Genomic DNA, 24,265 nt, shown 5'->3' on the forward strand with positions numbered 1-24,265 from the left:
TCCTCCATCTTTTCAAAATTATGAGGAAAAAATTGATTACTTTTTCTTATTTGTTTGATATTTATCGAACCTTTTAGAGACTGAGAGCTAGTTTTTTAAATAACTAAGCAAACGATCTTTTGAATATGTGTTAATGACATGCTGTTTTTTAATCCAGCCTTTTCTTGCCGTCCCAATTCCAAAGGCGATATGTTCCAATTCTTGGATACGATGTGCATCGGTATTAATGGCAATCGTTACACCTGCGGCTTGCGCTTTGCGGACGAATTCTGCTGAAAGATCTAAACGATTCGGATCTGCATTCAATTCAAGAATGGTGTTTGTGTCTATCGCCAATTGAAACAACTGATCAACATCGACATCATATCCATTCCTTTTGCCAATAAGTCTTCCAGTAGGGTGCGCGATCATATCAACATGAGGATTTTCACAAGCTTTTTTTAATCGTTTCATAATCATATCTTGTGGCTGATTAAAGCTCGAATGAATCGAGGCAATGACGAAATCAAGCTGTTCAAGTATCGCATCATCAAAATCTAATGATCCATCAGGTAAAATATCCATTTCGATCCCTGCTAAAATTTCAATATCAGCGTATTTTTCATTCAGTTTCCAAATTTCCTCTATTTGTTTAAGCACACGATCGACCGATAATCCGTTGGCAACTTTTAGAAACTGGGAATGGTCAGTGACAGCCATGTATTGATATCCTTTATTTCTACACGCATCAATCATTTCCACAAGTGTGTTGTTACCGTCGGACCAATTGGTATGCATATGCAAATCGCCAAGAATATCCTTTTCCGCAATTAAGCCATACGTATCTGTATATAAGTCAACTTCACTGCCATCTTCGCGGATTTCCGGGGGAATATATGGCAGGTTAAAATGATGGTAAAATTGTTCTTCATTTGTAAAAGTGAGTATTTTCCCTGTTTCTAATTGTTCTATTCCATATTCACTAATTTTTTCTCCCCGTTCTTTTGCAAGCTGCCGCATACGAACATTATGCTCTTTAGAGCCTGTGAAGTGATGCAAGGCTGTCGCAAATTGATGAGGATGCACAAGCCGAAAATCAACCTGTATATGGAATTTATCAGGTAATGTAATCGTTACTTTTGTTTCTCCTTTTGCAACAGCTTCTGTTGCCTCATACATATCTAATAGCTTATCTCGCACATCTTCAGGATCATTCGTTGCAATCACATAGTCTAAATCTTTCAATGTTTCACGAAAACGCCTAAAGCTGCCAGCTCGCGAATATGTTTCAATACTTTCTATCAAATTTAAATCATACTCGAGCTTTTCGATCCAGCTATTCATATATGCGAGCGGAAATCTTTCCGGCCTTTTACCGTAATCAGCAAGTTGTTTCAACAAATTCATTTCTGTCATTGGTCCAAAGCCATTCAAAGATCTTACCTTTTTTTCTTCACACGCAGCTTTTAATGTTGCAATGTCGGTAATTCCTAGCTCACGATATAATCTTGAAATTTTTTTAGGTCCTAATCCTGGAATTTTCAATAATTCAAGTAAGCTATTTGGCAGTTCATTCTGCAATGAAATGAAAAGCGATGAGGATCCTGTTGAGATATATTCTGCAATAATCGCAGCCGTGCCCTTTCCAATATTAGGGATATCCTCAAAATTGTCAATTTCCGTTATAGAACGTTCTTCAAATTCCAACGCGGAAGCAGCCTTTTTAAATGCCCGTATTTTAAATGGATTTTCACCGTTTAATTCTAAATAAAGCGATATTTGTTCTAATAGACGAATAACATCTTCTTTAGTGACCTGCATTTTCTGTATCCTTCCTTAGATTTCGTCAGCATCATGTTGGTTTTAGCAGTTATTGAATTTACAACCTTTACACAAAAACACCTCTCTATTTCAAGAGAAGTGTTCATAATCTTACTTCATCCACCATTGCTGTACTTGCTGTGAAATGTATGGAGTATTGTTAATCATACCTTTAGCAATCATTGAATGGTTTAAAGCCGTTTGAACGGAATCAACCGGAAGTATTGAGCCGATAAATAGAAGAATAAAAAGAATCAAATAAACTTCAACAAAACCTAAAATTCCTCCTGCCCAACGATTGATTAATCCAAGAATTGGTATATGATTGATAATAGATAGTGTTGAACCAATTACACGCAACACTAATCTTACAATAAAGAAAATGATTGCAAATGCAATAATGCGGTAAAACGCAGTTTCCATATTGTTATTATCCATAATGAAAGCATACGTGTTATCATGCATTGATGGATAAGGAATAAGCTTTGTTAATTGAGCCGCTAAATCTGTATAAAATAAATATGCCACACCGGCAGCAACAGCGAAACTTACAATTTTTATGGCTTGGAGAATAAATCCGTGCCTTTTTCCATTAAAAAATCCTAATAGCAACAATATTATAATGATAATATTAATCATGTTTCCCTTCATCCCGTAACTGTTTAATTTGTTTTTCTTGCAGTTCAACTTGCTCTTTCAGTTTTATATATTCATGAACAGTATTGACTGCTGTTAAAACTGCTAATTTTACTTTATCTAATGTAGGATTCTTAGCGTTGATTTCACGCATTTTTTCATCAACTACTGAGGCAACTAAACGAATATGGCTTGTTGGTTCCGTTCCAACTATGGTATATTGCTCTCCATAAATATCAACGGTTATTCGATTTTTTTCCAATTGATTTTGCCTCCTCTCAAGAATCCTATTTATTATCATATCATGTTAGGAAAGCCTTTGTCTAACACTGTCGAACACATTTTTTCGTGTCATTTTAACATTTTGGAGGGATCTATATGGCAAATACCGTCATTCAAGTTTCACCCGCGATTTGCACAGAAATCAAAAAATACTATAAACACTATCTTGTTGATAAACTACCGCCTGGAAGTATATTCGTCGCAAAGCTCCCAAGTTGTACCATAACAGCCTACCGTTCAGGAAAAGTAATGTTTCAAGGTGCAAATCATGAAGCGGAAGCAGCGAAATGGGGAAACAGTCTTGCAAAGAGGCAAGCACCAAAGACAAAGACTTCTGGCAATCCCCTTCCTTCTGACATTTCCTCTATGTCTGTCATCGGTTCTGATGAAGTAGGAACAGGAGATTATTTTGGCCCTATGACAGTTGTCAGTGCCTATGTAAAAAGGGAACAGATTCCTTTATTAAAAGAAATAGGAGTAAAAGATTCGAAAGGGCTAAAAGATGATCAAATTGCTGTGATTGCAAAACAATTAGTTGAGTTCATCCCTTTTAGTTTACTTAAACTACCAAACGAAAAGTACAATCGGCTTCAACAATCAGGTATGTCACAAGGTAAAATAAAAGCGCTCCTCCATAATCGTGCAATCGATCATTTATTAAAAAAAATTGCCCCCGAAAAGCCCGAAGCTATTTTAATTGATCAGTTTGCCGAAGCTAATACATATTATCGCTATTTAAAAAATGAAAAAGTCATCATCCGCGATCATGTTTATTTTAGCACAAAAGGAGAGAGTGTTCATCTAGCGGTTGCTGCAGCTTCCATTATTGCCCGTTATGCATTTGTTCGTGCTTTTACACAACTAAGTAACGAAGCAGGATTTACTCTACCAAAAGGGGCAGGACATCAAGTTGATATTGCCGCAGCGAAATTGATTGCTCAAAAAGGGATTGAAGCTTTACCACACTTTACAAAACTGCATTTTGCAAATACGGAGAAAGCAAAAAAAATTGCCCGCAAATAGAAAAAAGGTTGACGCCAACAAACAGCGTCAACCTTTTTTACTGATTAGCCTCGTAATTCAGCCCCTGCTTCTTTCTTCACAGCTACCAATACTTGATCATGTGCCTTTACAACTTCTTCGTCTGTCAATGTTCTTTCAGGATCGAAATAAACTAATGAAAAGGCAAGTGATTTTTTCCCTTGTTCCATATGTTCACCCTCATATAGATCAAAGATCGTTACAGTCTTTAATAATTCCCCGCCAGCTTCTTCAATGATTGATTGTAGCTTACTTGCTGTTATGTCACGATCTACTACTAAAGCAATATCGCGTGTAATCGCAGGAAAACGTGGGATCATTTGATATTTCAATGGCGGAACTGGGTATTGATACAATGGAGCTGTATGCAATTCAAACACATATGTTTCTTTTAAATCCAATTCCTTTTGTTTTTTCGGATGTACTTGACCGATAAAGCCGATAGTTTGCTCATTTAAAATAATTTCAGCCGTTCTTCCTGGATGTAAACCATCAATCACAGCTTGCCGATAAGAAATTGCCTGTGAAACTCCCAGTTTCGTGAATAAACCTTCCAATATGCCTTTAAGCACAAAGAAGTCAACAGGTTTCTTTTCACCTTGCCATTGATTATTTTCCCAAAGCCCAGTAATGGCGCCGGCAAGATGCTCCTGTTCCTCAGGTCTTTCATTTTCTTGAGTTTTTAAGAAAATCGCACCTAGTTCATAAAATGCCACTGAATCATTTTTGCGGGCCACATTGTACGACACTACATCCAACAAATGAGGAATGAGACTTAATCGCAAATTACTTCTTTCTTCACTCATCGGCATTTGTAAACGTACAGGTTCACGCTGTTCAAGGGCATACTGCGCAGCCTTTTCTGGACTTGTCAATGAATAAGTCGTTGTTTGGTACAAGCCTGCACCTTCTAAAAATCGTTTAACCGCACGACGTTTTGTTTGAATTGCCGTTAATCCGCCTTTTGTTGTTGAGCCAAAAGGTAATGTTGTTGGAAGACGATCATAGCCGTATAAACGGGCCACTTCTTCAATTAAATCTTCTTCAATTGTAATATCACCGCGACGCGTTGGAACAATCACTGTAAATTGATCGTCTTGGGCAGTCACTTCAAATTGTAGTCGCTCAAAGATATTAATCACTTCATCTGCTGAGATTTCTGTGCCGAGAACGCGATTGATTTTCTCTAGTTTAATCGTAATAACTGCTGGTTCTACTGTTAAGTGGTTGACTTCAACAGTTCCCGCTAACACTTCTCCCCCTGCATATGCCGCCATTAATTGTGCAGCTCGTTCTGCGGCAAGGAGCACACGATTAGGATCAATTCCTTTTTCATAACGTGCACTCGCCTCACTGCGCAATCCATGATCTTTCGATGCTTCACGAATTGTTAAAGCGTCAAAATAGGCAGATTCTAACAAGACTGTTGTTGTACGATCAATCACTTCAGAATTTGCTCCACCCATCACACCAGCCATTGCAACAGGCTCTTTACCATTTGTAATAACTAAATGATTACCTTTTAATACGCGTTCTGTATCGTCAAGCGTAACAATTTTTTCCCCTTCATTGGCAAGACGAACAACGATTTCTTTTGAACCGACACGGTCATAATCAAAAGCATGAAGCGGCTGACCGTATTCTAATAAGATATAATTCGTAATATCAACCACATTATTATGCGGGCGAATGCCAGCGGAAATAAGTCGCATTTGCATCCACAATGGTGAAGGGCCAATTTTCACATTACGAATAACTTTTAATGTATATAATGGTGCTTCCTGCTGTGCTTCCACACGGGCAGAAATCAATGAATTTACATTGTCCGATACACTTTCGTTTTCGATCTTAGGAAGCTTTACATCTTTTCCAAGAATCGCTGCTACCTCATAGGCAACGCCAATCATACTCATGCAATCTGCACGATTCGGTGTGAGTCCTAGTTCAAGAATGGCATCATCCAGATTAAGTAGGGCAAGTGCATCTTGACCAACTTCAACATCGCTAGGAAAAACAAAAATGCCATTTGCATACTCTTTTTGTACAAGCTTGCTTTCAATGCCTAATTCTTGCAACGAACAAATCATACCATTTGATACTTCACCGCGTAATTTAGAACGTTTGATTTTAATATGACCAGGCAGCCATGCTCCAGGTGTAGCAACAGCTACTTTTTGGCCTTTCGCAACATTCGGTGCTCCACAAATAATTTGAACAGGCTCTTCTTCACCAATATCAACGAGACATTTATTCAATTTATCCGCATTTGGATGTTTTTCACATTCGAGCACATGGCCGATAATAACTCCTTTAATGCCTTCGCTTTTCACTTCGACACTTTCTACCTCAATACCGCTGCGTGTAATTTTATCAGCTAATACTTCTGGAGAAATCCCATCTAAATCTACATATTCTTGCAGCCATTTATAAGAAACTAACATATCTCTATCCTCCTACATCCTCATTCTTGAACTGAAAATTGTTGTAAAAATCGAATATCATTCGTATAGAAATGACGAATGTCATCCACTCCATACTTTAACATCGCAATTCGTTCTGCACCGATTCCAAAGGCAAAACCAGTATAAATTTCTGGATCAAAACCAGCCATTTTTAATACGCGTGGATGAACCATTCCTCCACCTAAAACTTCAATCCAACCTGTCCCTTTGCAAACGTGGCATCCTTCACCACCGCAAATTTTACATGAAATATCCATTTCTACAGATGGCTCCGTAAACGGGAAGAAACTTGGACGAAGGCGAATTTCCCGATCTTCACCAAATATGTTTTTCGCAAATACTTCTAATGTCCCTTTTAAATCTGCCATTGAAATATTTTCGTCTACTACTAGCCCTTCTATTTGCATAAATTGATGAGAGTGCGTCGCATCATCATTATCACGGCGATATACCTTGCCAGGACAAATGATTCTTACTGGACCTTTTCCTTTATGCTTTTCCATCGTACGAACTTGTACGGGTGAAGTGTGTGTTCTCATCAATATTTCTTCAGTAATATAGAAGGTATCTTGCATATCACGGGCAGGATGTCCTTTCGGTAAGTTAAGAGCTTCAAAATTATAATAATCTTGTTCTACTTCAGGACCTTCCGCAATTTGATATCCCATTCCGATAAATAAATCTTCCATTTCTTCAATCACTTTTGTCAGTGGATGATGGTTGCCGACTCGAACAGGGCGTCCTGGCAATGTTACATCAATATTTTCTGATTCTAACTGCTTTTGGACTGCTTCTTCTTCAAGCAAAGCTTGCTTCTTTTCAATTTGCTCCGTAATTTCCGCTCGTACTTCATTTACTAAAGCACCCATTTTTGGTCTTTCTTCAGCGGACAGCTTCCCCATTCCTCGCAATACTTCTGTAATCGGTCCCTTTTTTCCTAAGTAAGCAACCCTTATATCATTTAATGATTTTAAATCTGCTGCTTGTTCAACTTTTTCAAGGGCTTCTAAGCGCAGTTCTTTCAATCTTTCTTCCATTGTTTGTAAACCTCCTTGTTTTTCTTATGGACATAAAAAAACCCCGTCTCCACAAAAGGGACGAGGTTTGATCGCGGTACCACCCTACTTAACATAATTATGTATGATTATGTTCACTTATTTCGATAACGGCTCTACACCGCTCCATCTTTACATGCTCAACAACATGGTCCAAATGGCAACTCGAGGGGCGAATTTCACATTATTCCCCATAAAAATGCTTGCAGTCTACGGCATTTTCTCCCTAAATGGTTCATTAAAGCTACTTTTCCCTGTCATCATTTTTTTCTTATATTCAATTATTCTTTATTATAGACCGTCCAACATGAAATTTCAAACGGATTTTCATGTTTGCTTTTATTTCCCTTGCAATTGAAAATAGTACATTAAAATTCCAGCTGCAATCCCTACGTTTAACGACTCACTTTTTCCTAAAATTGGGATATACAAATTTTGTTTTGTTAAAGATAATAACTCTTTATTGACGCCATTACCTTCATTGCCAACGAGCAATGCAAAAGCAGCTGTTGGTTCAACTGTTAAATATGGAACACCATTTTCTAGTGCAGTCCCATAAACTGGTACATCAGCAAGATGTAATGTTTCAATCCATTTGGCTAAATCACCTGTCAGTAAATCAATATGAAAATGGCTGCCTTGTGCAGCGCGCAATACTTTTGGACTGTATCCATCCGCACTGCCCTTTCCTAATATAACTGCATCAATACCAGCTGCGTCTGCTGTTCTAATTAATGTTCCAATATTACCAGGATCTTGAACAGCATCAATTAATAAAAACGTTTTTCCACTTACATGATTAAGTAAAACGTTTTTCTTTTTGCAGATGGCAAACACACCTTGAGTTGTTTCTGTATCGGCAAGCTGCTTTGCGATCTCTAATGTCACTTCTGTCACTTGCAATCCTTCAATATCCCAATTAGGAGGTATTTGCGTTTCCTCTTGAACGATGATTTCAAGCACTTCGTCTTTATTTTTTAATGCCTCTTCAACGAGATGAAACCCTTCGATTATATATGTATTTGTTTTATCTCGTTCTTTTTTCGTTAAAAGTTTTTTCCATTGCTTTACTTGCGTATTTTGTACTGATTGAATATATCGCACGATTTATTTCTCCTTTATATGTAAAACAGCTTTCTATATAAGCTTTTGCAACTCGTTTTATTTACTTCGATTATATCTTATTGTTTGTACATAATAAAACATGATTCGTGAAAAACTATTTGTATATTATAAAAAAGGAGTGTCCTTCTGTGAACTTAAACTTACGAAATGCAGTTATTTCAAACGTCAGCAGCAGCAATCAAGAACAATTAAAAGACACAATTGTAGATGCTATTCAAAGAGGGGAAGAAAAAATGCTTCCTGGTCTAGGGGTTTTATTTGAAGTAATTTGGAACAACGCCGACACAAACGAGCAACATATGATGCTTGAAACACTTGAAAAAGGATTAAAGCATTAAAATAGTTTCAGGATAGATCGGTTTAGTTACCAAATGATCTATCCTTTTAATACTGTAATAAAAATAAACATACCACTATCTTTTAATATTAATGTGATATAAACGCATTTTTTTATATAATGTCGTCCTTGAAATTCCTAATATTCGGGAAACTTTACTAATATTATAGCCTGTATTGTTTAAATGCATAAGCAATTGCTCTTTTTCTACTGATTCTACATCTATTTTAGTGCTTTCTTCTTTCACATATGATGCAGAAGGGTATTCACTTTGCTCACGTATATAAGCATCAATATAGTCAGCCTCGATATTTGCTTGAAATCCAGACAAGTAATAGCTTCTTTCAACAACGTTGTTCAGCTCCCGTATATTTCCCGGCCAATGGTATTGTAATAATATATTCATTGCTTGCTGGGAGAATCGTTTATTCGTATTGTTTTTATGATTTAATTTTTTTAAGACATGAAAAACGAGTTCGGGAATATCCGCTTGCCGTTGTCTTAGTGGAAGAAGTTCAATTTGAAAAACATTCAGGCGATAGTAAAGATCACTTCGAAATGAGCCGTTATAGGCAATTTCATCCCGCAAATTTTTATTCGTTGCCGCAATTATTCGCACATCAATTGGAATCGGTTTAGATGCACCGATTGGATTAATCTCTCTTTCTTGCAACACTCTTAATAAATTCACTTGTAAATCAAGCGGCATCTCACCTATTTCATCAAGAAAAATCGTTCCGCCATTTGCCTCCGCAAATAACCCTTTCTTCCCCCCCTTTTTTGATCCTGTAAAAGCACCGTCAACATAACCAAATAGTTCTGAATGAATCAGTTCTTTCGGAATAGCGCCACAGTTAATGGCAATAAATGGTTTCTTGCAGCGGGCACTTTCATTATGAATTGCATTTGCAAACAGCTCTTTCCCTGTACCACTTTCTCCAATTATTAATACATTTGCATCAGTTACTGCGGCTGTTTTAGCAATATGAACTGTCTCTAAAAAACCTTTCTCCATTCCAATAATATGTTGAAAAGAAAGTTGATCTTTTTCAATATGAATATTTTTACTTGTATCTAGTCCTTTCACATAAACAAAATAAAAATCATTCCATTTCCTTAAACGAATCTCAAATGATTTATTTCCGAACCGTTTTCGCAAATGATTTTCTGACAATGTATGATTCATTTCTTCTAAATGCCTCAATATTGCATCAATAAAAAAAGGTACATCATTTAATAACCGTTCTGCCTGATCATTTCCAAATATTTTTTCATTTCTAAACAGAACTAAAAACCCTTCTTCATGGTGATTCATCGTTTGCTTAATCACATCATGAAATAATGATATCTTCTTTTTTTCACTAATTAATTGTACTAATAAATCACGATGTAATTCGAGCAGTGTTACGATAGCATCAAGATGAATTTGATTAGATGCTCCCAATACTACACCTAGCACACCAATGCAGTTTTTTTCAAGAATCATTGGTACTCCGATCGTAATATAGTTATGTAATGTTTGATCATCATGCTCATGTCCTTCTACAATGCAAGCATGCTTACTGATTAAAGCTTCTGCAAAGCCATTCCTTCCCTTTTCATCAAATACCCAAACTGAACCGATGTTTGTATTCAATTCATTTGTACCAAATTGCTTGAGCAACATTCCCTCATTATTGAAAAGGAGTAGATCACCTGGAAATAATTTCGCCATTTTTTCGATAAAAGGAAGATACTCTTTCCATTCTTCCTTATCAGTGTTTAACTGTTTATTTACAATACTAATATCCATTTGCTGGCTATTGATATGATTTGTATACTTCTGGCGGTGTGCCTTAAACATGCTAGAAAAAAACGGCAAGGGGGCAATTGGCTTTTCTGATTCCCAAACAATATCAAAGTCCCTTTGATCATTTACTTGCCCAATTCGAGATTGTTGCCATAAGTGATGATTGTTGTGATCAAAAGAAATAAAACCTTGAGGAGCCTCAAAAGTAGAGTAAGCTAGTGCTTCTCTTAATTCATCTGTATGAAGCTGATTGATTTTAAGCAACGCATGGTAAAGAAGATAAATACTATTGTATGAATTTTCCATAACTGAGCTAATGACATTTGATCCGTATTCTTTTTCATACGCTCGTACAAAAGATCGGTTTTCCTCCGATTCTATCGATTTAAAATAAGGAAAAGATGCATAAAGATTGTTGGCAGTAATAGATTTCATCGCATGAATTTCTGTTTCAGCCGTTATAGGACTGCAAATGGGAATATTTAATCCAAATTGATACAGTTGTTCATAAAAAGCAATAGCGCTATCCCCTACTAATGTTGAGAAAATAAGATCAGCCTGCAAATGCTCAATATCTATAAAGATTTGTTCGAAATTTTTATTTCCTAATGGGCGATACGATTCTCCAACAATCTTTCCGCTATTGACATCCACTAATTTATGCATATGTTGATTCGTTTTCTTTGGAAAAATATAATCTGACCCAACAAGATAAAAATCTCTACCGAGATTCTTCGTAATCCACGGCACAAAAAACTGTAATTGTTGATTTGGCAATGCTCCGCTATAAAATACCCAACCGTTTTGTTCGTTGCCTTCATATAAAGTTGGATAAATGAGAAGCACATTTTGCTTTTCTAATAAAGGGAGTATCGCCTTTCTGCATGCTGAAGTATAGGTGCCAATGAGGATGTGAACTTTGTCCTGTTCAATTAATTTTTTTGCTTTTTCTATTGTTCGTAGCGGGTCCGAAACAATATCTTCGACAAAGGATAAAATGGGATATCCATATACCCCTCCCTGCTTATTAATCTGTTTAATTGCTAGTTGTGCCGCTTGATATTGCCCTCGTTCTGTAACTGCAGTTGATCCAGATAACGAAAATAAAAAACCAATCCGAATACTTTCCTTCAGCATATCATGACACCTTTCTTAACATTTATCATTATTATAACTTCATTATAGGCGATACTTTCATAAAATCAATACTGTTCATATAAATCTGAACATTCTTTACAATGTGTGAACAACTTAGATTAACAAATATGAACATTAAATGTAATGAAATCTTACAAAAAATACATACATTTTATTATTTTTAAACAAATTAAAGTTGGCACGCATCTTGCATTAATTAAAAAGTGAAAAAAGAATGGAGGAGATCATTATGCCAGTAGGTTCAATTTCAAGCTCAAACGATACTGTAGGAGTTGCAGTAGTAAATTATCAAGTTCCTGTATTGGAAACAAAAGAAGAAGTGATAGAAAACTGTCATCGTATTGCTGACTTTGTTGATGGAACAAAACTAGGTTACCCAGGCCTGGATCTTATCATCTTCCCTGAATATTCAACACAAGGTTTTCACCCTACAAAATGGAAAGATTTATGTACAACAGTTCCAGGTCCGGAAACAGAAATTTTTGCTGAAGCATGCAGAAGAAATAACATATGGGGCGTGTTTTCCATTACCGGAGAAATCAATCCGAAAGGCAATCCATATAACTCTTTCTTGTTAATTGATAATCAAGGAAACATCAAAATGAATTATCACAAAATGAACCCATGGGTACCTAAGGAACCTTGGTATCCAGGCAATGAAACGATGGTTACAGAAGGACCTAAAGGGCTTATGATTGGCGCTAATATTTGCTATGACTCTAATATGCCTGAAATCGTGCGAGATACTGTCATGAGAGGAGCAGAACTAGTTGTTCGTATTCAAGGTTATATGTACCCATCAAAGGAGCAGCAAATTAAATTAGCTAGTATTAGAGCTTGGGAGAATCTATCCTACTTTGCCGTTGCCAATATGGCTGGCCGTGACAAAGTTTACTCATATTTTGGTCATTCCAATATTGTTAATTTTGACGGTACAACATTAGCTGAATGTGGAAGCTCCCCAGATGAAGTTACATATGCTGAGCTTTCAATTTCTGCCATCCGCAACGCAAGAAAAAACTGGACTGCAGAAAATCACCTTTTTAATTTAACACACCGCGGTTATTCCGCTGTTCCGAATGGAGAATTTGAAATTCCATATTCCTTCTATAAAACATGGGTAGATAATCCGCAGCAAGCTAGAGAAATTTGCGAGAAATTAACACGGTCAACACCTGAACAGCAAGCGGAACAAAAACCAGAAGCAATTAGTTAGTTCATCTTTCCTGCCTGGAGCGATCTTAGGCAGGAGTATGAAAACAAATGCAATTCATGTTTTTCATTGATAAAGGGGGAATTTAAACATGAAGCAGGAAAAAACATTAGCAACATCAACTACAAAGTCCAAACGAACATTCAACTCTTGGGTGAACAATCCCGTATTAGAAGATTATGCATTGCGCTACGCACCGAAATCATTCCGGAAATGGTCGGAGTTTTCGGTGGCAAATTCAGCTTTAGGTGGGATTGCCTTTTTAGCAGACTTTACAATCGGTGCCTCTATTTCCATTTCTTACGGTTTTACAAATGCGTTTTGGGGCATTATTGCAGCAGCCGTTATTATCTTTCTAACAGGACTTCCAATCGGCTATTATTCTGCTAAATATAATGTTGACATGGACTTATTAACTAGAGGAGCAGGATTTGGTTACTTAGGATCCACTTTAACCTCTCTTGTTTATGCTTCTTTTACGTTTATTTACTTTTCCACAGAAGGCGCCATTATGGCCCAAGCTCTGCAAGTTTATTTTCACATTCCATTAGCAGTCGGCTACTTAATCAGCTCTCTTATCATTATACCGCTCGTTTTATTCGGTATGACTGCACTATCAAAATTGCAAGTGTGGACACAGCCGATATGGATTACGTTAATGATTGCACCAATCATTGCAATCTTAGTAAAAGATCCGCATTCGTTTAATGAATGGATGCATTTCGCCGGTAATTCTCCAACCGGAACTGCATTTAATCCGTTATTTTTTGCAATGTCATCAGGGGTTGTTCTCTCATTAATCACTCAAATTGGTGAACAAGCCGATTATTTGCGGTTTATGCCTGATAGAAATGCTAAAAACCATCGTAAATGGTTATGGGCAGTTGTATTAGCAGGGCCAGGCTGGATCTTCATCGGTGCTTTTAAACAATTAAGTGGTTCCTTCCTTGCTTCCTTTATTGCACCAAGCGTCGGATTAGCAAAAGCAAACGAACCGATACATATGTTTGTGAAAGCATTCGGAGAATTTATACCTGGCACATTTATCGTTCTTACGATTGCAACCTTCTTTGTGTTACTATCCCAAGTCAAAATTAACGTCACAAATGCTTACTCTGGTTCGTTATCTTGGTCAAACTTTTTTTCAAGACTACTTCATTTCCATCCAGGACGTGTCGTTTGGCTAATGTTCCAAATTGCAATTGCTATCACATTAATGGAAGCCGGTCTATTTAATTTTCTTAATACAATATTAGGATTTTATTCAAATGTGGCCGTTGCCTGGATCGGTGCAATCGTTGCTGATTTAATCATCAATAAAAAACTGCTTAAGATTAGTCCTGCTTATATCGAGTTTAAAAGAGCACATCTTTACAATTTTAATCCAGTTGGCTTTGGCTCTATGATTATCGCTTCAATCATATCCATTATCGCTTATTTTGGAGTGTTCGGAGAAATGATGCAAGCTTTCTCCCCATTTCTTTCACTTATATTAGCCTTCATTCTTGCACCTATTATCGCAATAGCAACGAAAGGTAAGTATTATATCGCGAGAGAAAATACATTTGTTCAAACACAGATGGAAATGGCAGCAGGCACTTCCGATACAAGTTCACTGCATTCAACTGTTCATGAGGCCCATACGCATCACCATACAAACGAAAATACAGAAGTAACATGTTCGGTATGCGGTTTTGACTATGAACCAATGGACAGCACCTATTGTCCATTTCATCAAGGAATGATTTGTTCTCTATGCTGCAGTTTAGAAAAAAACTGCCACGATATATGCAAGAAATCTTAAAGTAATCATATCAACTGCGTAAATCATTGACTGTTGTTTCCAAAATAGCAGTTAATCATTTAAATATTTTTTCATATGGCTTTGTTCAATCGTGCTGTATATTTATTGACTCACCCAGCATTTCTATGGACAGTCGAGATAAACTGTTCACTGCAACTGACACAGCAGAATAAAGTCAAAAATAAGGAGGATGTAACATTATGGGAAGCATTGGAAGTATGACAAAACCAACAGAGGGATTTTTAAGCGCACTTATTCAATATCCTGTTCCAATTGTAGAATCACGGGCTGATATTGACGCTCAAATCAAGCAGATCGTAAAAATGATTCATTCAACGAAAGCTGGATACCCTGGTGTCGAACTTATCGTATTTCCTGAATATAGTACACAAGGATTAAACACGAAAAAATGGACAACAGATGAATTTTTATGCCATGTTCCTGGACCTGAAACAGATATCTTTGCACAAGCTTGCCAAGAGGCTGGCGTTTATGGTGTTTTTTCTCTGATGGAAAAAGATCCTGATGGTGGTGCTCCTTTTAATACAGCTATTATTATCGATCCTAACGGCGAGATGATTTTAAAATATCGCAAACTAAATCCGTGGGTGCCTGTAGAACCATGGCAAGCGGGAAATCTAGGCTTGCCTGTCTGTGATGGACCAGGCGGAAGCAAACTTTCTGTATGTATTTGCCATGATGGCATGTTTCCAGAAATCGCCAGAGAAGCTGCCTATAAAGGGGCAAATGTCCTTATTCGCATCTCGGGCTACAGCACACAAGTGAATGATCAATGGATTTTAACTAATCGTTCAAATGCATGGCATAATTTAATGTATACATTGTCGGTCAACCTCGCTGGTTATGATGGGACATTTTATTATTTTGGAGAGGGACAGGTTTGTAATTTTGATGGAACAACTTTAGTTCAAGGGCATCGTAATCCGTATGAAATTGTTACTGCGGAAATTTATCCGAAGCTTGCCGATCAAGCAAGATTAGACTGGGGACTTGAAAATAATATTTATAATCTTGGCACTAGAGGCTATGTAGCGACTCCAGGGGGCGTAAAGGAAAATCCTTATACTTATATTAGAGATTTGGCTAATCATCAATACAAACTTCCGTGGGAGGATGAAATTAAAATTAAGGACGGCTCGATTTACGGATATCCTGTAAAAACAGAAATAAAACATGTTTAGCAACAATAAAAGTTTTTAACATCACAAAAAGATCCCTCCTGCCTTAAATTTCAGAAGGGATTTTTTACGTTATAAGTGATCAATCAAAAATGATATGGTCAACTGTTTCCTGATCTAAACGCTTTACAACTTCTGTAATCAATCGAACCGTATTTTCGTAATCATCGCGGTGTATCATTGCCGCATGTGAATGAATGTAGCGAGTAGCTATTGTTACAGCTAGTGAAGGAATGCCATTACCTACTAAATGCATAGATCCTGCATCTGTTCCTCCTCCAGGAATTGATTCAAATTGATAAGGAATGTTTAATTCTTCCGCTACTTTCACGACTGTATCACGCAAACCTTTATGGGCGACCATTGAAGCATCATAAATGACAATTTGCGGACCTTTCCCCATTTTGCTAAGTGCCTCTTTTTCTGTGATTCCCGGCGTGTCTCCAGCAATGCCGACATCAAGCGCAAAGGCAATATCCGGTTTCACTTTATGTGTCGCCGTTTTTGCTCCTCGCAAACCTACTTCTTCTTGAACATTTGCTACACCATATAAAGTATTTGGATGATCCTCTTTTTGTAGATTTTTTAAAACATCGATCACGACTGCACAGCCAATGCGATTATCCCATGCTTTTGCAAGTAACATTTTTTCATTTTTCATCACTGTAAATTCGAAATATGGCACGACCATATCACCTGGTTTAACCCCCCATTCAAGGGCTTCTTCTCGGCTTGTCGCACCAATATCAATAAACATGTCTTTAATTTCATATGTCTTTTTTCTAGCTTCCGCTGATAGCACATGCGGCGGTTTTGAGCCAATAATTCCTGTAATATCACCTTTGCTCGTTACAACTGTTACGCGTTGGGCTAGCATTACTTGTGCCCACCATCCGCCTACTGTTTGAAAACGAAGAAATCCTTTTTCATCAATTTGCGTCACCATAAAGCCTACTTCATCTAAATGGCTGGCAATCATAATCTTTGGTCCATCTGCTTTTCCAACTTTTTTGGCAATTAAGCTTCCTAAACCATCTGTATCTAGTTCATCAGCATAAGGTTCTATGTATGTTTTGAAGACTTCACGCACTTCGTACTCATTGCCAGCGATCCCTCTTGCATCTGTTAATTCTTTTAACATTGTTAATGTTTCATCTAGTTTCGCCATCGTCTTCCTCCTTCTCTAATATATACAGCTTTCATTTTAAGCTAATAAGAAGCTATTATACAAATTTTCAGCATATATAATGATTTTAATACTATGTATTGTTAGTTAGCGCTGTCCATTTCATGTGTATAAGAGCAAACAGATCTATAAATCATTATTTACCTGACGAACCAAATCCGCCATTTCCCCTATCAGTATGTGATAACACATCTGTTTGTTCGAGATGAACATGTAACACTGGCGCAATAACCATTTGTGCAATTCTCATCTGTTTTTCTATTTTAACGTCTTCTTTTCCATGATTTATTAATATGACTTTGATTTCTCCTCTATAACCTTCATCAATCGTTCCAGGGCTGTTTAAAACGGTAATCGCATGTTTTAATGCTAAGCCGCTTCTCGGTCGAACTTGCGCCTCTGTACCTTTTGGCAATTCAATTTGAATTCCCGTTCTTATTAACTCTGCTTCCCCGGCTTTAATGATTTTTTCCTCAATCGAAAACAGATCTAACCCGGCATCGCCTTCATTCGCTTGATATGGTAATTTCGCATCCTCATGAATCAGACGGACTTTTAAATTGTATTCCATATGAATCCTCATTTCCTGAAATATATTGTTTCATTGAATATGAAAATACGTCTTCATATTTTCGTATATGTAAAAATATAACATGATAATTGTCATTAGAAAAGAAGCTACAAAAGGGTATAAAATCGCTAATGGTGTTATTTTAAAAAGGCCGTTTTCGTTAACATTGTTTCCTCCGGGATTAGGAAATCAACTCCCTTTTTTAACTAAAAAGAGCCTACAAGAATTATTTCAGGAATGAATTCGACTATACATGAATGTTATATTCCTTATGGAAAAAATCACCCAATTGTGTGGAACTTTTCTAGTTTCAACACAATCGGGCTAACAGTGAACCTATTCGGTTAATGCGCTTATTTCAAATAAATCAGGTGCCAATACGTTCAGGCGGAATTTATTTTCTGTTCCTTCGATGGCATCCAATTTTTTAAAGAAACTTTTAATTTCCGCCTCTGATGTTAATGTATGTTCACCTTTTATCGTAGCAAGCGCCTTGATCGTTTCATCGCTAATTGGATTTTCTGCTTTCACACTCAAGCGATCTAATAGTTGAATAATATTTTCATAGGCGTAATTTTCATCTAATGCTCCGTAATAATGAGCTAATAGTTTTTTCTGTTCATCTTTTTTCTCATGTAAATGTTTTGCATCGATATAATCAAAGATTTCTTTTATTTTATCTGTATTTTTAGTGACAGCATTCGGTAAAAACGTGCTTTCCCTTTTATAATTAATCGGGATATAGGCAATAACCGGTTTATCAAGTAAAAATGCTTCAATCCCTGTCGTACAACGATTATGAATAACGACTTTTGCTGCCATAAGCCACATTGCAATATTACCTTCATGGACAATAAAGACATTTTTAAAATTTGCTAGTTCTCTTCGATAAATATCTAATCCTTCATGAATATGGGGTCTGACAACAATATTAAGGTTCGGGTATTTCATACTCAGCTTCTTCACTAAATCAATAAACTTTTCAAGGACTGTTTTAATATATTTCTCATTCGGATTCAATCCTTTAAGGAAGTGGTTATATTGTGTAAATCTTGTATTTACTAATATAAAATCGCCATACTGATCCTTCAGCTTTTTCACTTCATCATCATATAAACTGCGAAATTTCTTTTTTAATAGATCGAATCGCGGATGACCAGTAATATAAAGTTTATGTTCATGGTTTGGAAATTGGTTCACAATAATCTCTTTTTGTGTATAACCCCAGCAATAAACATGTTCTAGAACACTTAAATATTTATCATCTTTGCCTAGCCTGTCGTAATGAAGGCCATTAACTAATAACCCTTCTTCATCCAATTCGACAGGGGTGTAACCGAGATGTTTCGCATCAGCCATTAGTTCTTTCCTCGAATCACCATAAGGTGTCCCTTTCGAAAACAAAATTCCTTTCGGCATTCTGTTTAAATGCGAAAAAATCGGAGTATGCCCGCCAAGTATGACATGATAATGTTGCTTAATAGCATAATAAGTTAATAGCAGTTTAGCATCCATTTCTCTCGTCTTTGCTTCAATAGGTAAGTAGAGAAATTTTTGGAGCAACTGGATCACCCTTTCTCGTTCTTTATGAAAGATTTCTTAATTTTTCAGCCTTTTCATTTATTTCTTCCCTATGTTCATTCAATCTTTTTAATAGTATTAAAAGATCTAAGCTCGTTGCTTTATCGACAATCCAACCGCATTGGTGTTTTTTTATCCTATCGGCAGGTGCCCCTAAATTAAATGTAATGATCGGATAGCCTGCAAGCATTACCTCAGAAGTTGTATAGGAATACGTTTCAGGGCAAATAGATGAATTAACGACTAAAGCAATCTGATGATCCGCCAAAAGTTGTGATAAATGTTCAACTTTATAGCTGCCTGTTACTTCAAATTTCCCATCATTGCTCTTATATGGCTTCCCGTGTCTATCTGTAAAACCAATCACTTTTATATTAATAGGTAAATGTTCTTTCGCGATGAAGTCCTTTAACTCATATATAATATTTGAGCCTTTTTCAGGTCCAATTGCGCCAACAAAAGCAATATTTAAATGTTTGTTCTTTAAAAAATTTTCCTTATAGGTTCTTGTGATTTGTACATCAATGGTATGCTCATGTACTTCTACCTTTATGTCCCGATAATATTTCAATAAAATATTTTTTGTATTTTCACTTGGCGCAATAACTTTTTTCGCACTCTTTAAAAACGATTCAAATGCTAGTCTTCTTGATTTAATGTTTATTTGCTCTCGAGGAAATAATTTTTCTAAACAACTTTGACAAACATTTGGGTCTGTTTCTGCGTTACAATATTGCTTATTGTGGTTAATTAAGTTAAAACTCGGGCAAAGACAATGAAAGTCGTGGACAAAAAAGTAATAATCAATGCCAGCATGTTTAATCCAGCTAAACATTTTATCTGTAGGGTAACCAAGTAAATGGTTTATAAAAATGAGTTCAATATGAAGGGCATTTAGTAACTGTCTAAAGTTTGTATCATTCAGTTTACTTATGCTCAATTTATGTGTAATCGGAATCTGATGATTATGATCAGTAAGGATGAGTTCATGGTTATTCGGTTTTAAGGTGAAAATTCTTTGTTCATTTTTTACCTTATTGATATAATTCGATTGGAAATGAATGGCACCGCCGCCCATTGCGTGATTAATAAAGAGCGTTCCTTTTTTTAATGGTGATTGTTGATTAACCATTACACTCTTTATAAAATTCCTAATATTTTTGATGGGGTCGAAGGCAGTGAAATCCTGTATGATCTCATTGTAGTTTGGATATCTTTTTAATAAGATCTTAAGATTATTTTCCATTAGTTCCTGTTTCATATTATTTATTTGCCCAAAACTTCCGCCATGTTTATGATAGACAAACAAATTTGGTATTAAGATATTTTTGTATCCTAAAGTCCGTGCTCTCATACACCAATCATTTTCTTCCCCATAACCTTTTCCAAAAGCTTTATCATCAAAAACCCCGATCTTATTGATCACATTTCTATTTAAAGCCATACAAAATCCAACACCTGTCGGGATGACAACCCCTTTGTTTATATTGTATTTTGAAAAGTAAGCGTCGACTTCATTTACAGTCATATGATATGGTAATTCATTATCTTCAAGAAAATTAGGAAAGGAACAAATGGTTGCACTGTTTGAAAAAGGAGTTACAGAAGAAATGTGATCATTTACTAATATTGGCTGAATTAGGCGCTGGAAACATTTTGGAGGAATTTCTGTATCGCTGTTTAATATGATTGGGTGATTTTTCGATAATCGCAGGCCTTTATTAATGTTTTGAACATACCCAACGTTTACATCATTATGGATAATCGTCAGTTTTTTTAAATTTTTTGGCGCTGGTTTCGATTTCAAATCTTCTAGAAATGAATATATTCTTTTATCTGGACTAGCATCATTAATAATCCATAGATTATAATCAACATCCTCGCAATTATTAAAAACGGTCTCAAGACATTTTGTCGTTAATTCGTAGTTATTATAGATAGGGAGTATAACATCTGCTTGAATCCCTTTAAATAAAGCATCTGAATGTTTAATATAGTTAGTTTCATTAAATGCTTCTAAACAATACTGGTTAAGGATAGTCTGATCTAAAAAGCGTTGTTGTTGAATTTCTTTATACTCTTCAATTGCCATCTGAACAGATGTAGGTTGTTGATAATTTAGATTGATGACTAAACCTTGTTCGTCCCCTGTTAATTGTTTGTCCATATGAGAGCGAACTTGCAAGTGTGTTCTCGGGTAACTCCAAATTCTTATGTGATTGGCCTTTCCTTCAAAATAACCATACGGGGAAAATCCGCCAAATTGACCTGAAGCATATACATTCTGTTTAGAGCTTCTGCGCCCTTTCTTTATATAATTTCCATTGACGTATAAATACGGAGTTTTATCCCTATAAACGATCGCGATATGCGTCCAATTTTTTATTGCTACTTTACATGCCAACATTGCCGGTAAATGATTATTGCTGTGCTCAAATACTGAAACACCATTTGTTCCAACCGAAACACCTGTACCTGCCTCTGTATCAGTGCCAGGATGTCCCGCCCCGATGATATATCTTTGACCTTCTATGCCAGATACTCCATCAAATGTTTCTCGCGTTAACTTATGTTCCTGTATAGGACTGACCCAGAACTCATACGTAAAATCATTTTTCAGATCCCAAAACAAGTCCTTTATTATCATCCTTTGTTGTCCATGAAAGTCTACATATCCTTGAAACATAACAATAAACCTCACTTAGATCAATCTATTTCTAAAAAAGATTACAGTCATTTGCTTAACTATGTTATGTTCTATAACTGTTTTTGTGTAGTTCAATTACGCCAATTAAATAGATCACCTATTTATTTTTTTCTAAGGAACTATATTACTCGAAATATTATTTCAACGAGATTGATAGTAACATTGGACTACTGATCGATTATTCCTTTTTTGTTAGTTGATTTAATAACTTATTTTTTTCTTCTAGCTCAAGCTGCAACTTCTTTATTTTTTGATCACGTTTTTCTGCAATATGTTGTATTTGTATGAGCTGGGCCAATAAATCTTCGTATTGATGATTCTCATCTAGAATGATTGAGCTAATATTTTGTTTGTTAGGTTTGTTTCCACAAATTGCAATGAAATATTTCCCACTAGGATTATAGGTTTCACTACTCGGCAAAATTTCTAATAATTGATTGTCAAAACAATTAATTACATAATTAATTTGAGCTTTTTGATAAAATAAATCGACATACTTAAAATACCCGCTCAAAAAGTTCTCAAATTCCTCTTGATAAAACTCTTTTACATGGAAAGGATTTTGATAATGAGATTGGTCCGAATACACTAGTTTATTGGGAGTGGATATAATTAATATGCCGCTTTTTTTCAGTACTCTTGTGATTTCTTTCAAAAAGAGATGCTGTTCATGTTCACCTATATGCTCGATTGTTTCAAATGACACGACAATATCAACAGAATGGTCTTTTAATGGAATGTCTGTAACAGAAGCATTTAAAAACTCGACATTATTTTTTTCGTATGTGCTTAGGGCATGCTCAATTGTCTCGGTATCTATATCAATACCAAAAACAAATTTTGCATGGTCTGCCATCAGATTTACACCATAGCCCTCCCCACAAGCAGCGTCCAATATAACGCCATTCCTTACTATGTCTAAAATAGAATAATATCTTTGAAGATGCTCAATTTCTGTCTCTATACTTGCCGTACTATTTGGAACGAATCTTTCGCCTGTAAATTCCATAAATCTGCTCCCCTATTTTTTTATTGTAACTTATGTGAGTACAAAATCATTTGACCCTAGTTAAATAAATATTCTTTTTACCTAACTTTGTTAAACTTATTTTATACGCTGGCTCTTCTTGTACAGATAAAAAAGGGTAGTTTATGTTTCCGCTTCAAAGGACCGCTTGTATAGCCAATAAACAGGAACAGGATAATTGAACATAGATATTTTAAAAAATCAGGATGTCTCAACCGTATGTGAGACATCCTTTATATTTAATGTGCTTTTCTGAAGCTTAAATAGTCATTACTTACTAAACCATTTATGAAGTTGATTGGAGCGGAAGGCGAACATCTCGGAGCGGATCGTATCTACTCCCTTTTCCCATAAAAATACGTGACAAATTTGACTCCCTACAATTTTATTTAGTTTTCGGGAAAAAATTCTTTCCATTTCATCACTGTCACTTTTTCACGTAAAATAAAAAATAAGACCGATAATGCAAGTAAAATCATAATCATAATACTAGGGCTGAATTTAGAAATGAACTCTCCAAAAACGGTATAAAAGAAGACGAGAGGAATGTTTGTAATGATTGAACTTTTAATGTAATCTCGAAAATTAGGTTTTCTTTCAAGTAGACATAGGTTCAATAATTGAAAATGAATAAATGGTATGAGGCGTAAAATAGCGATTTGGCCAACTGTTAATTTTGCATATGGTCCTAAAAATTTATTTTTTATTTGCAGTAGCTTCTGCTTCATCTTTGGCATTCTAGCAATTGTAAAGTAGAAAGACGAACATACAAGTGTCAAACCAATCATCGAATAAACCATGCCTAACAAACTGCCAAATAAAATCCCCCCAGCAATACATACAATGGCAACAGGAATAAAAAGAAACTGTCTTATTATATGAAAAAGAATAAACATAATTGGAGCAAGGACTGGACTGATTTCAACAAAAGATAGTACCATCATGAAGCGATCTCCCAAGGCCATCACTCCTTCCAATATAGGCTCTTAATAATGATATGTCATTCATTTGGTATTATGAAATAAATTTCAATGCATCACAAACCATGTATGAATCTTATCATTCCATTTTAGTTGGAAGAATTTAGTGAATTACTTATAGCTAAGGAATCGGATATAGCAAAGCAGATAGAAGGAGAAGTCGAAGCAATATGTGGTAGTCAGCTTTATAAAACGGGGACAAAAACGAAGTTTAAAGGTTCTACGTCAAATGTTGGGGTATGAGCTCTCGCTCCTACCCCTAAATTACCGGAATTCCTTTAACCTTAAATTGATGATGTAATAAAACACGCA

General features: G+C 36.0%; 18 protein-coding genes and 1 other annotated feature. Of the genes, 5 read left to right on the plus strand and 13 right to left on the minus strand.

The genetic code is table 11. The features are described 5' to 3' along the window. Positions 1–87: 87 nt before the first annotated feature. From polX to zapA, 3 genes are all read right to left on the minus strand, one after another. Positions 88–1,800: a DNA polymerase/3'-5' exonuclease PolX gene (gene polX, locus G4D61_RS13140; RefSeq protein WP_025727773.1), complete on the minus strand. Its 1,713-nt coding sequence runs from the start codon at positions 1,798–1,800 to the stop codon at positions 88–90. Positions 1,801–1,911: 111 nt separating this feature from the next. Next, the gene (locus tag G4D61_RS13145; RefSeq protein ID WP_035352606.1) at positions 1,912–2,439 is read right to left on the minus strand and encodes a CvpA family protein; all 528 of its coding nucleotides are present in this window, start codon (positions 2,437–2,439) and stop codon (positions 1,912–1,914) included. After that, positions 2,432–2,737 (minus strand): cell division protein ZapA, encoded by a 306-nt coding sequence (gene zapA / locus G4D61_RS13150; protein ID WP_051476254.1) that lies wholly within the window; start codon positions 2,735–2,737, stop codon positions 2,432–2,434. The genes G4D61_RS13145 and zapA overlap by 8 nt, the downstream gene beginning before the upstream one ends. A 77-nt stretch (positions 2,738–2,814) precedes the next feature. Here zapA and rnhC point away from each other — a divergent pair, with 77 nt between their 5' ends. Continuing rightward, complete coding sequence (gene rnhC, locus G4D61_RS13155; RefSeq protein ID WP_025727776.1) at positions 2,815–3,741, plus strand: ribonuclease HIII; 927 nt, start codon at positions 2,815–2,817, stop codon at positions 3,739–3,741. Between the two features lie 44 nt (positions 3,742–3,785). Here the strand turns inward: rnhC and pheT are convergent, their stop codons facing one another. From pheT to G4D61_RS13170, 3 genes are all read right to left on the minus strand, one after another. Next, positions 3,786–6,200, minus strand: coding sequence for a phenylalanine--tRNA ligase subunit beta (gene pheT / locus G4D61_RS13160; RefSeq protein WP_035352609.1), 2,415 nt, complete (start codon positions 6,198–6,200; stop codon positions 3,786–3,788). Between the two features lie 20 nt (positions 6,201–6,220). After that, positions 6,221–7,258: a phenylalanine--tRNA ligase subunit alpha gene (gene pheS, locus G4D61_RS13165; RefSeq protein WP_163174159.1), complete on the minus strand. Its 1,038-nt coding sequence runs from the start codon at positions 7,256–7,258 to the stop codon at positions 6,221–6,223. Between the two features lie 53 nt (positions 7,259–7,311). Further along, positions 7,312–7,546 (minus strand) — a binding site (T-box leader). Between the two features lie 69 nt (positions 7,547–7,615). Further along, a complete protein-coding gene (locus G4D61_RS13170; protein ID WP_025727779.1) occupies positions 7,616–8,380 on the minus strand; it encodes a TrmH family RNA methyltransferase in 765 nt (254 codons plus the stop codon). A gap of 149 nt (positions 8,381–8,529) precedes the next feature. On the opposite strand from G4D61_RS13170, the gene sspI reads away from it, so the two are divergent. Further along, complete coding sequence (gene sspI / locus G4D61_RS13175) at positions 8,530–8,739, plus strand: small acid-soluble spore protein SspI (RefSeq protein WP_025727780.1); 210 nt, start codon at positions 8,530–8,532, stop codon at positions 8,737–8,739. A 75-nt stretch (positions 8,740–8,814) separates the two neighbouring features. Here the strand turns inward: sspI and G4D61_RS13180 are convergent, their stop codons facing one another. Then, entirely contained in the window at positions 8,815–11,664 is a 2,850-nt protein-coding gene (locus G4D61_RS13180) for a transporter substrate-binding protein (protein WP_163174161.1), read from the minus strand. Positions 11,665–11,914: 250 nt separating this feature from the next. On the opposite strand from G4D61_RS13180, the gene G4D61_RS13185 reads away from it, so the two are divergent. From G4D61_RS13185 to G4D61_RS13195, 3 genes are all read left to right on the plus strand, one after another. Further along, positions 11,915–12,901, plus strand: a complete 987-nt coding sequence (locus G4D61_RS13185) for an aliphatic amidase (RefSeq protein ID WP_025727782.1) — start codon at positions 11,915–11,917, stop codon at positions 12,899–12,901. A gap of 88 nt (positions 12,902–12,989) precedes the next feature. Then, entirely contained in the window at positions 12,990–14,702 is a 1,713-nt protein-coding gene (locus tag G4D61_RS13190; protein ID WP_035348426.1) for a membrane protein, read from the plus strand. Positions 14,703–14,902: 200 nt separating this feature from the next. Further along, entirely contained in the window at positions 14,903–15,904 is a 1,002-nt protein-coding gene (locus G4D61_RS13195) for a formamidase (RefSeq protein ID WP_035352612.1), read from the plus strand. Between the two features lie 79 nt (positions 15,905–15,983). On the opposite strand, the gene G4D61_RS13200 is transcribed toward G4D61_RS13195, so the two are convergent. The 6 genes from G4D61_RS13200 to G4D61_RS13225 all read right to left on the minus strand — a co-directional run bounded on the left by G4D61_RS13200 (position 15,984) and on the right by G4D61_RS13225 (position 23,917). Next, positions 15,984–17,069 carry a M42 family metallopeptidase gene (locus G4D61_RS13200; RefSeq protein ID WP_025727784.1) on the minus strand — a complete coding sequence of 362 codons (1,086 nt, stop codon included), beginning with the start codon at positions 17,067–17,069 and terminating at the stop codon, positions 15,984–15,986. A 154-nt stretch (positions 17,070–17,223) separates the two neighbouring features. After that, positions 17,224–17,658: a dUTP diphosphatase gene (dut, locus tag G4D61_RS13205; protein ID WP_025727785.1), complete on the minus strand. Its 435-nt coding sequence runs from the start codon at positions 17,656–17,658 to the stop codon at positions 17,224–17,226. A 336-nt stretch (positions 17,659–17,994) separates the two neighbouring features. Beyond that, entirely contained in the window at positions 17,995–19,221 is a 1,227-nt protein-coding gene (locus tag G4D61_RS13210) for a surface carbohydrate biosynthesis protein (protein ID WP_235929374.1), read from the minus strand. Between the two features lie 22 nt (positions 19,222–19,243). After that, complete coding sequence (locus tag G4D61_RS13215; protein ID WP_163174163.1) at positions 19,244–21,925, minus strand: glycosyltransferase; 2,682 nt, start codon at positions 21,923–21,925, stop codon at positions 19,244–19,246. A gap of 199 nt (positions 21,926–22,124) precedes the next feature. After that, on the minus strand, positions 22,125–22,955 hold the full coding sequence (locus G4D61_RS13220; RefSeq protein WP_025727788.1) for a class I SAM-dependent methyltransferase: 831 nt from the start codon (positions 22,953–22,955) through the stop codon (positions 22,125–22,127). Positions 22,956–23,362: 407 nt separating this feature from the next. Next, positions 23,363–23,917, minus strand: coding sequence for a TVP38/TMEM64 family protein (locus G4D61_RS13225; protein WP_231473100.1), 555 nt, complete (start codon positions 23,915–23,917; stop codon positions 23,363–23,365). Positions 23,918–24,265: the final 348 nt, after the last annotated feature.

This window comes from Heyndrickxia ginsengihumi (assembly GCF_011008565.1).
GTDB classification, from domain to species: Bacteria; Bacillota; Bacilli; order Bacillales; family Bacillaceae_C; genus Weizmannia; species Weizmannia ginsengihumi.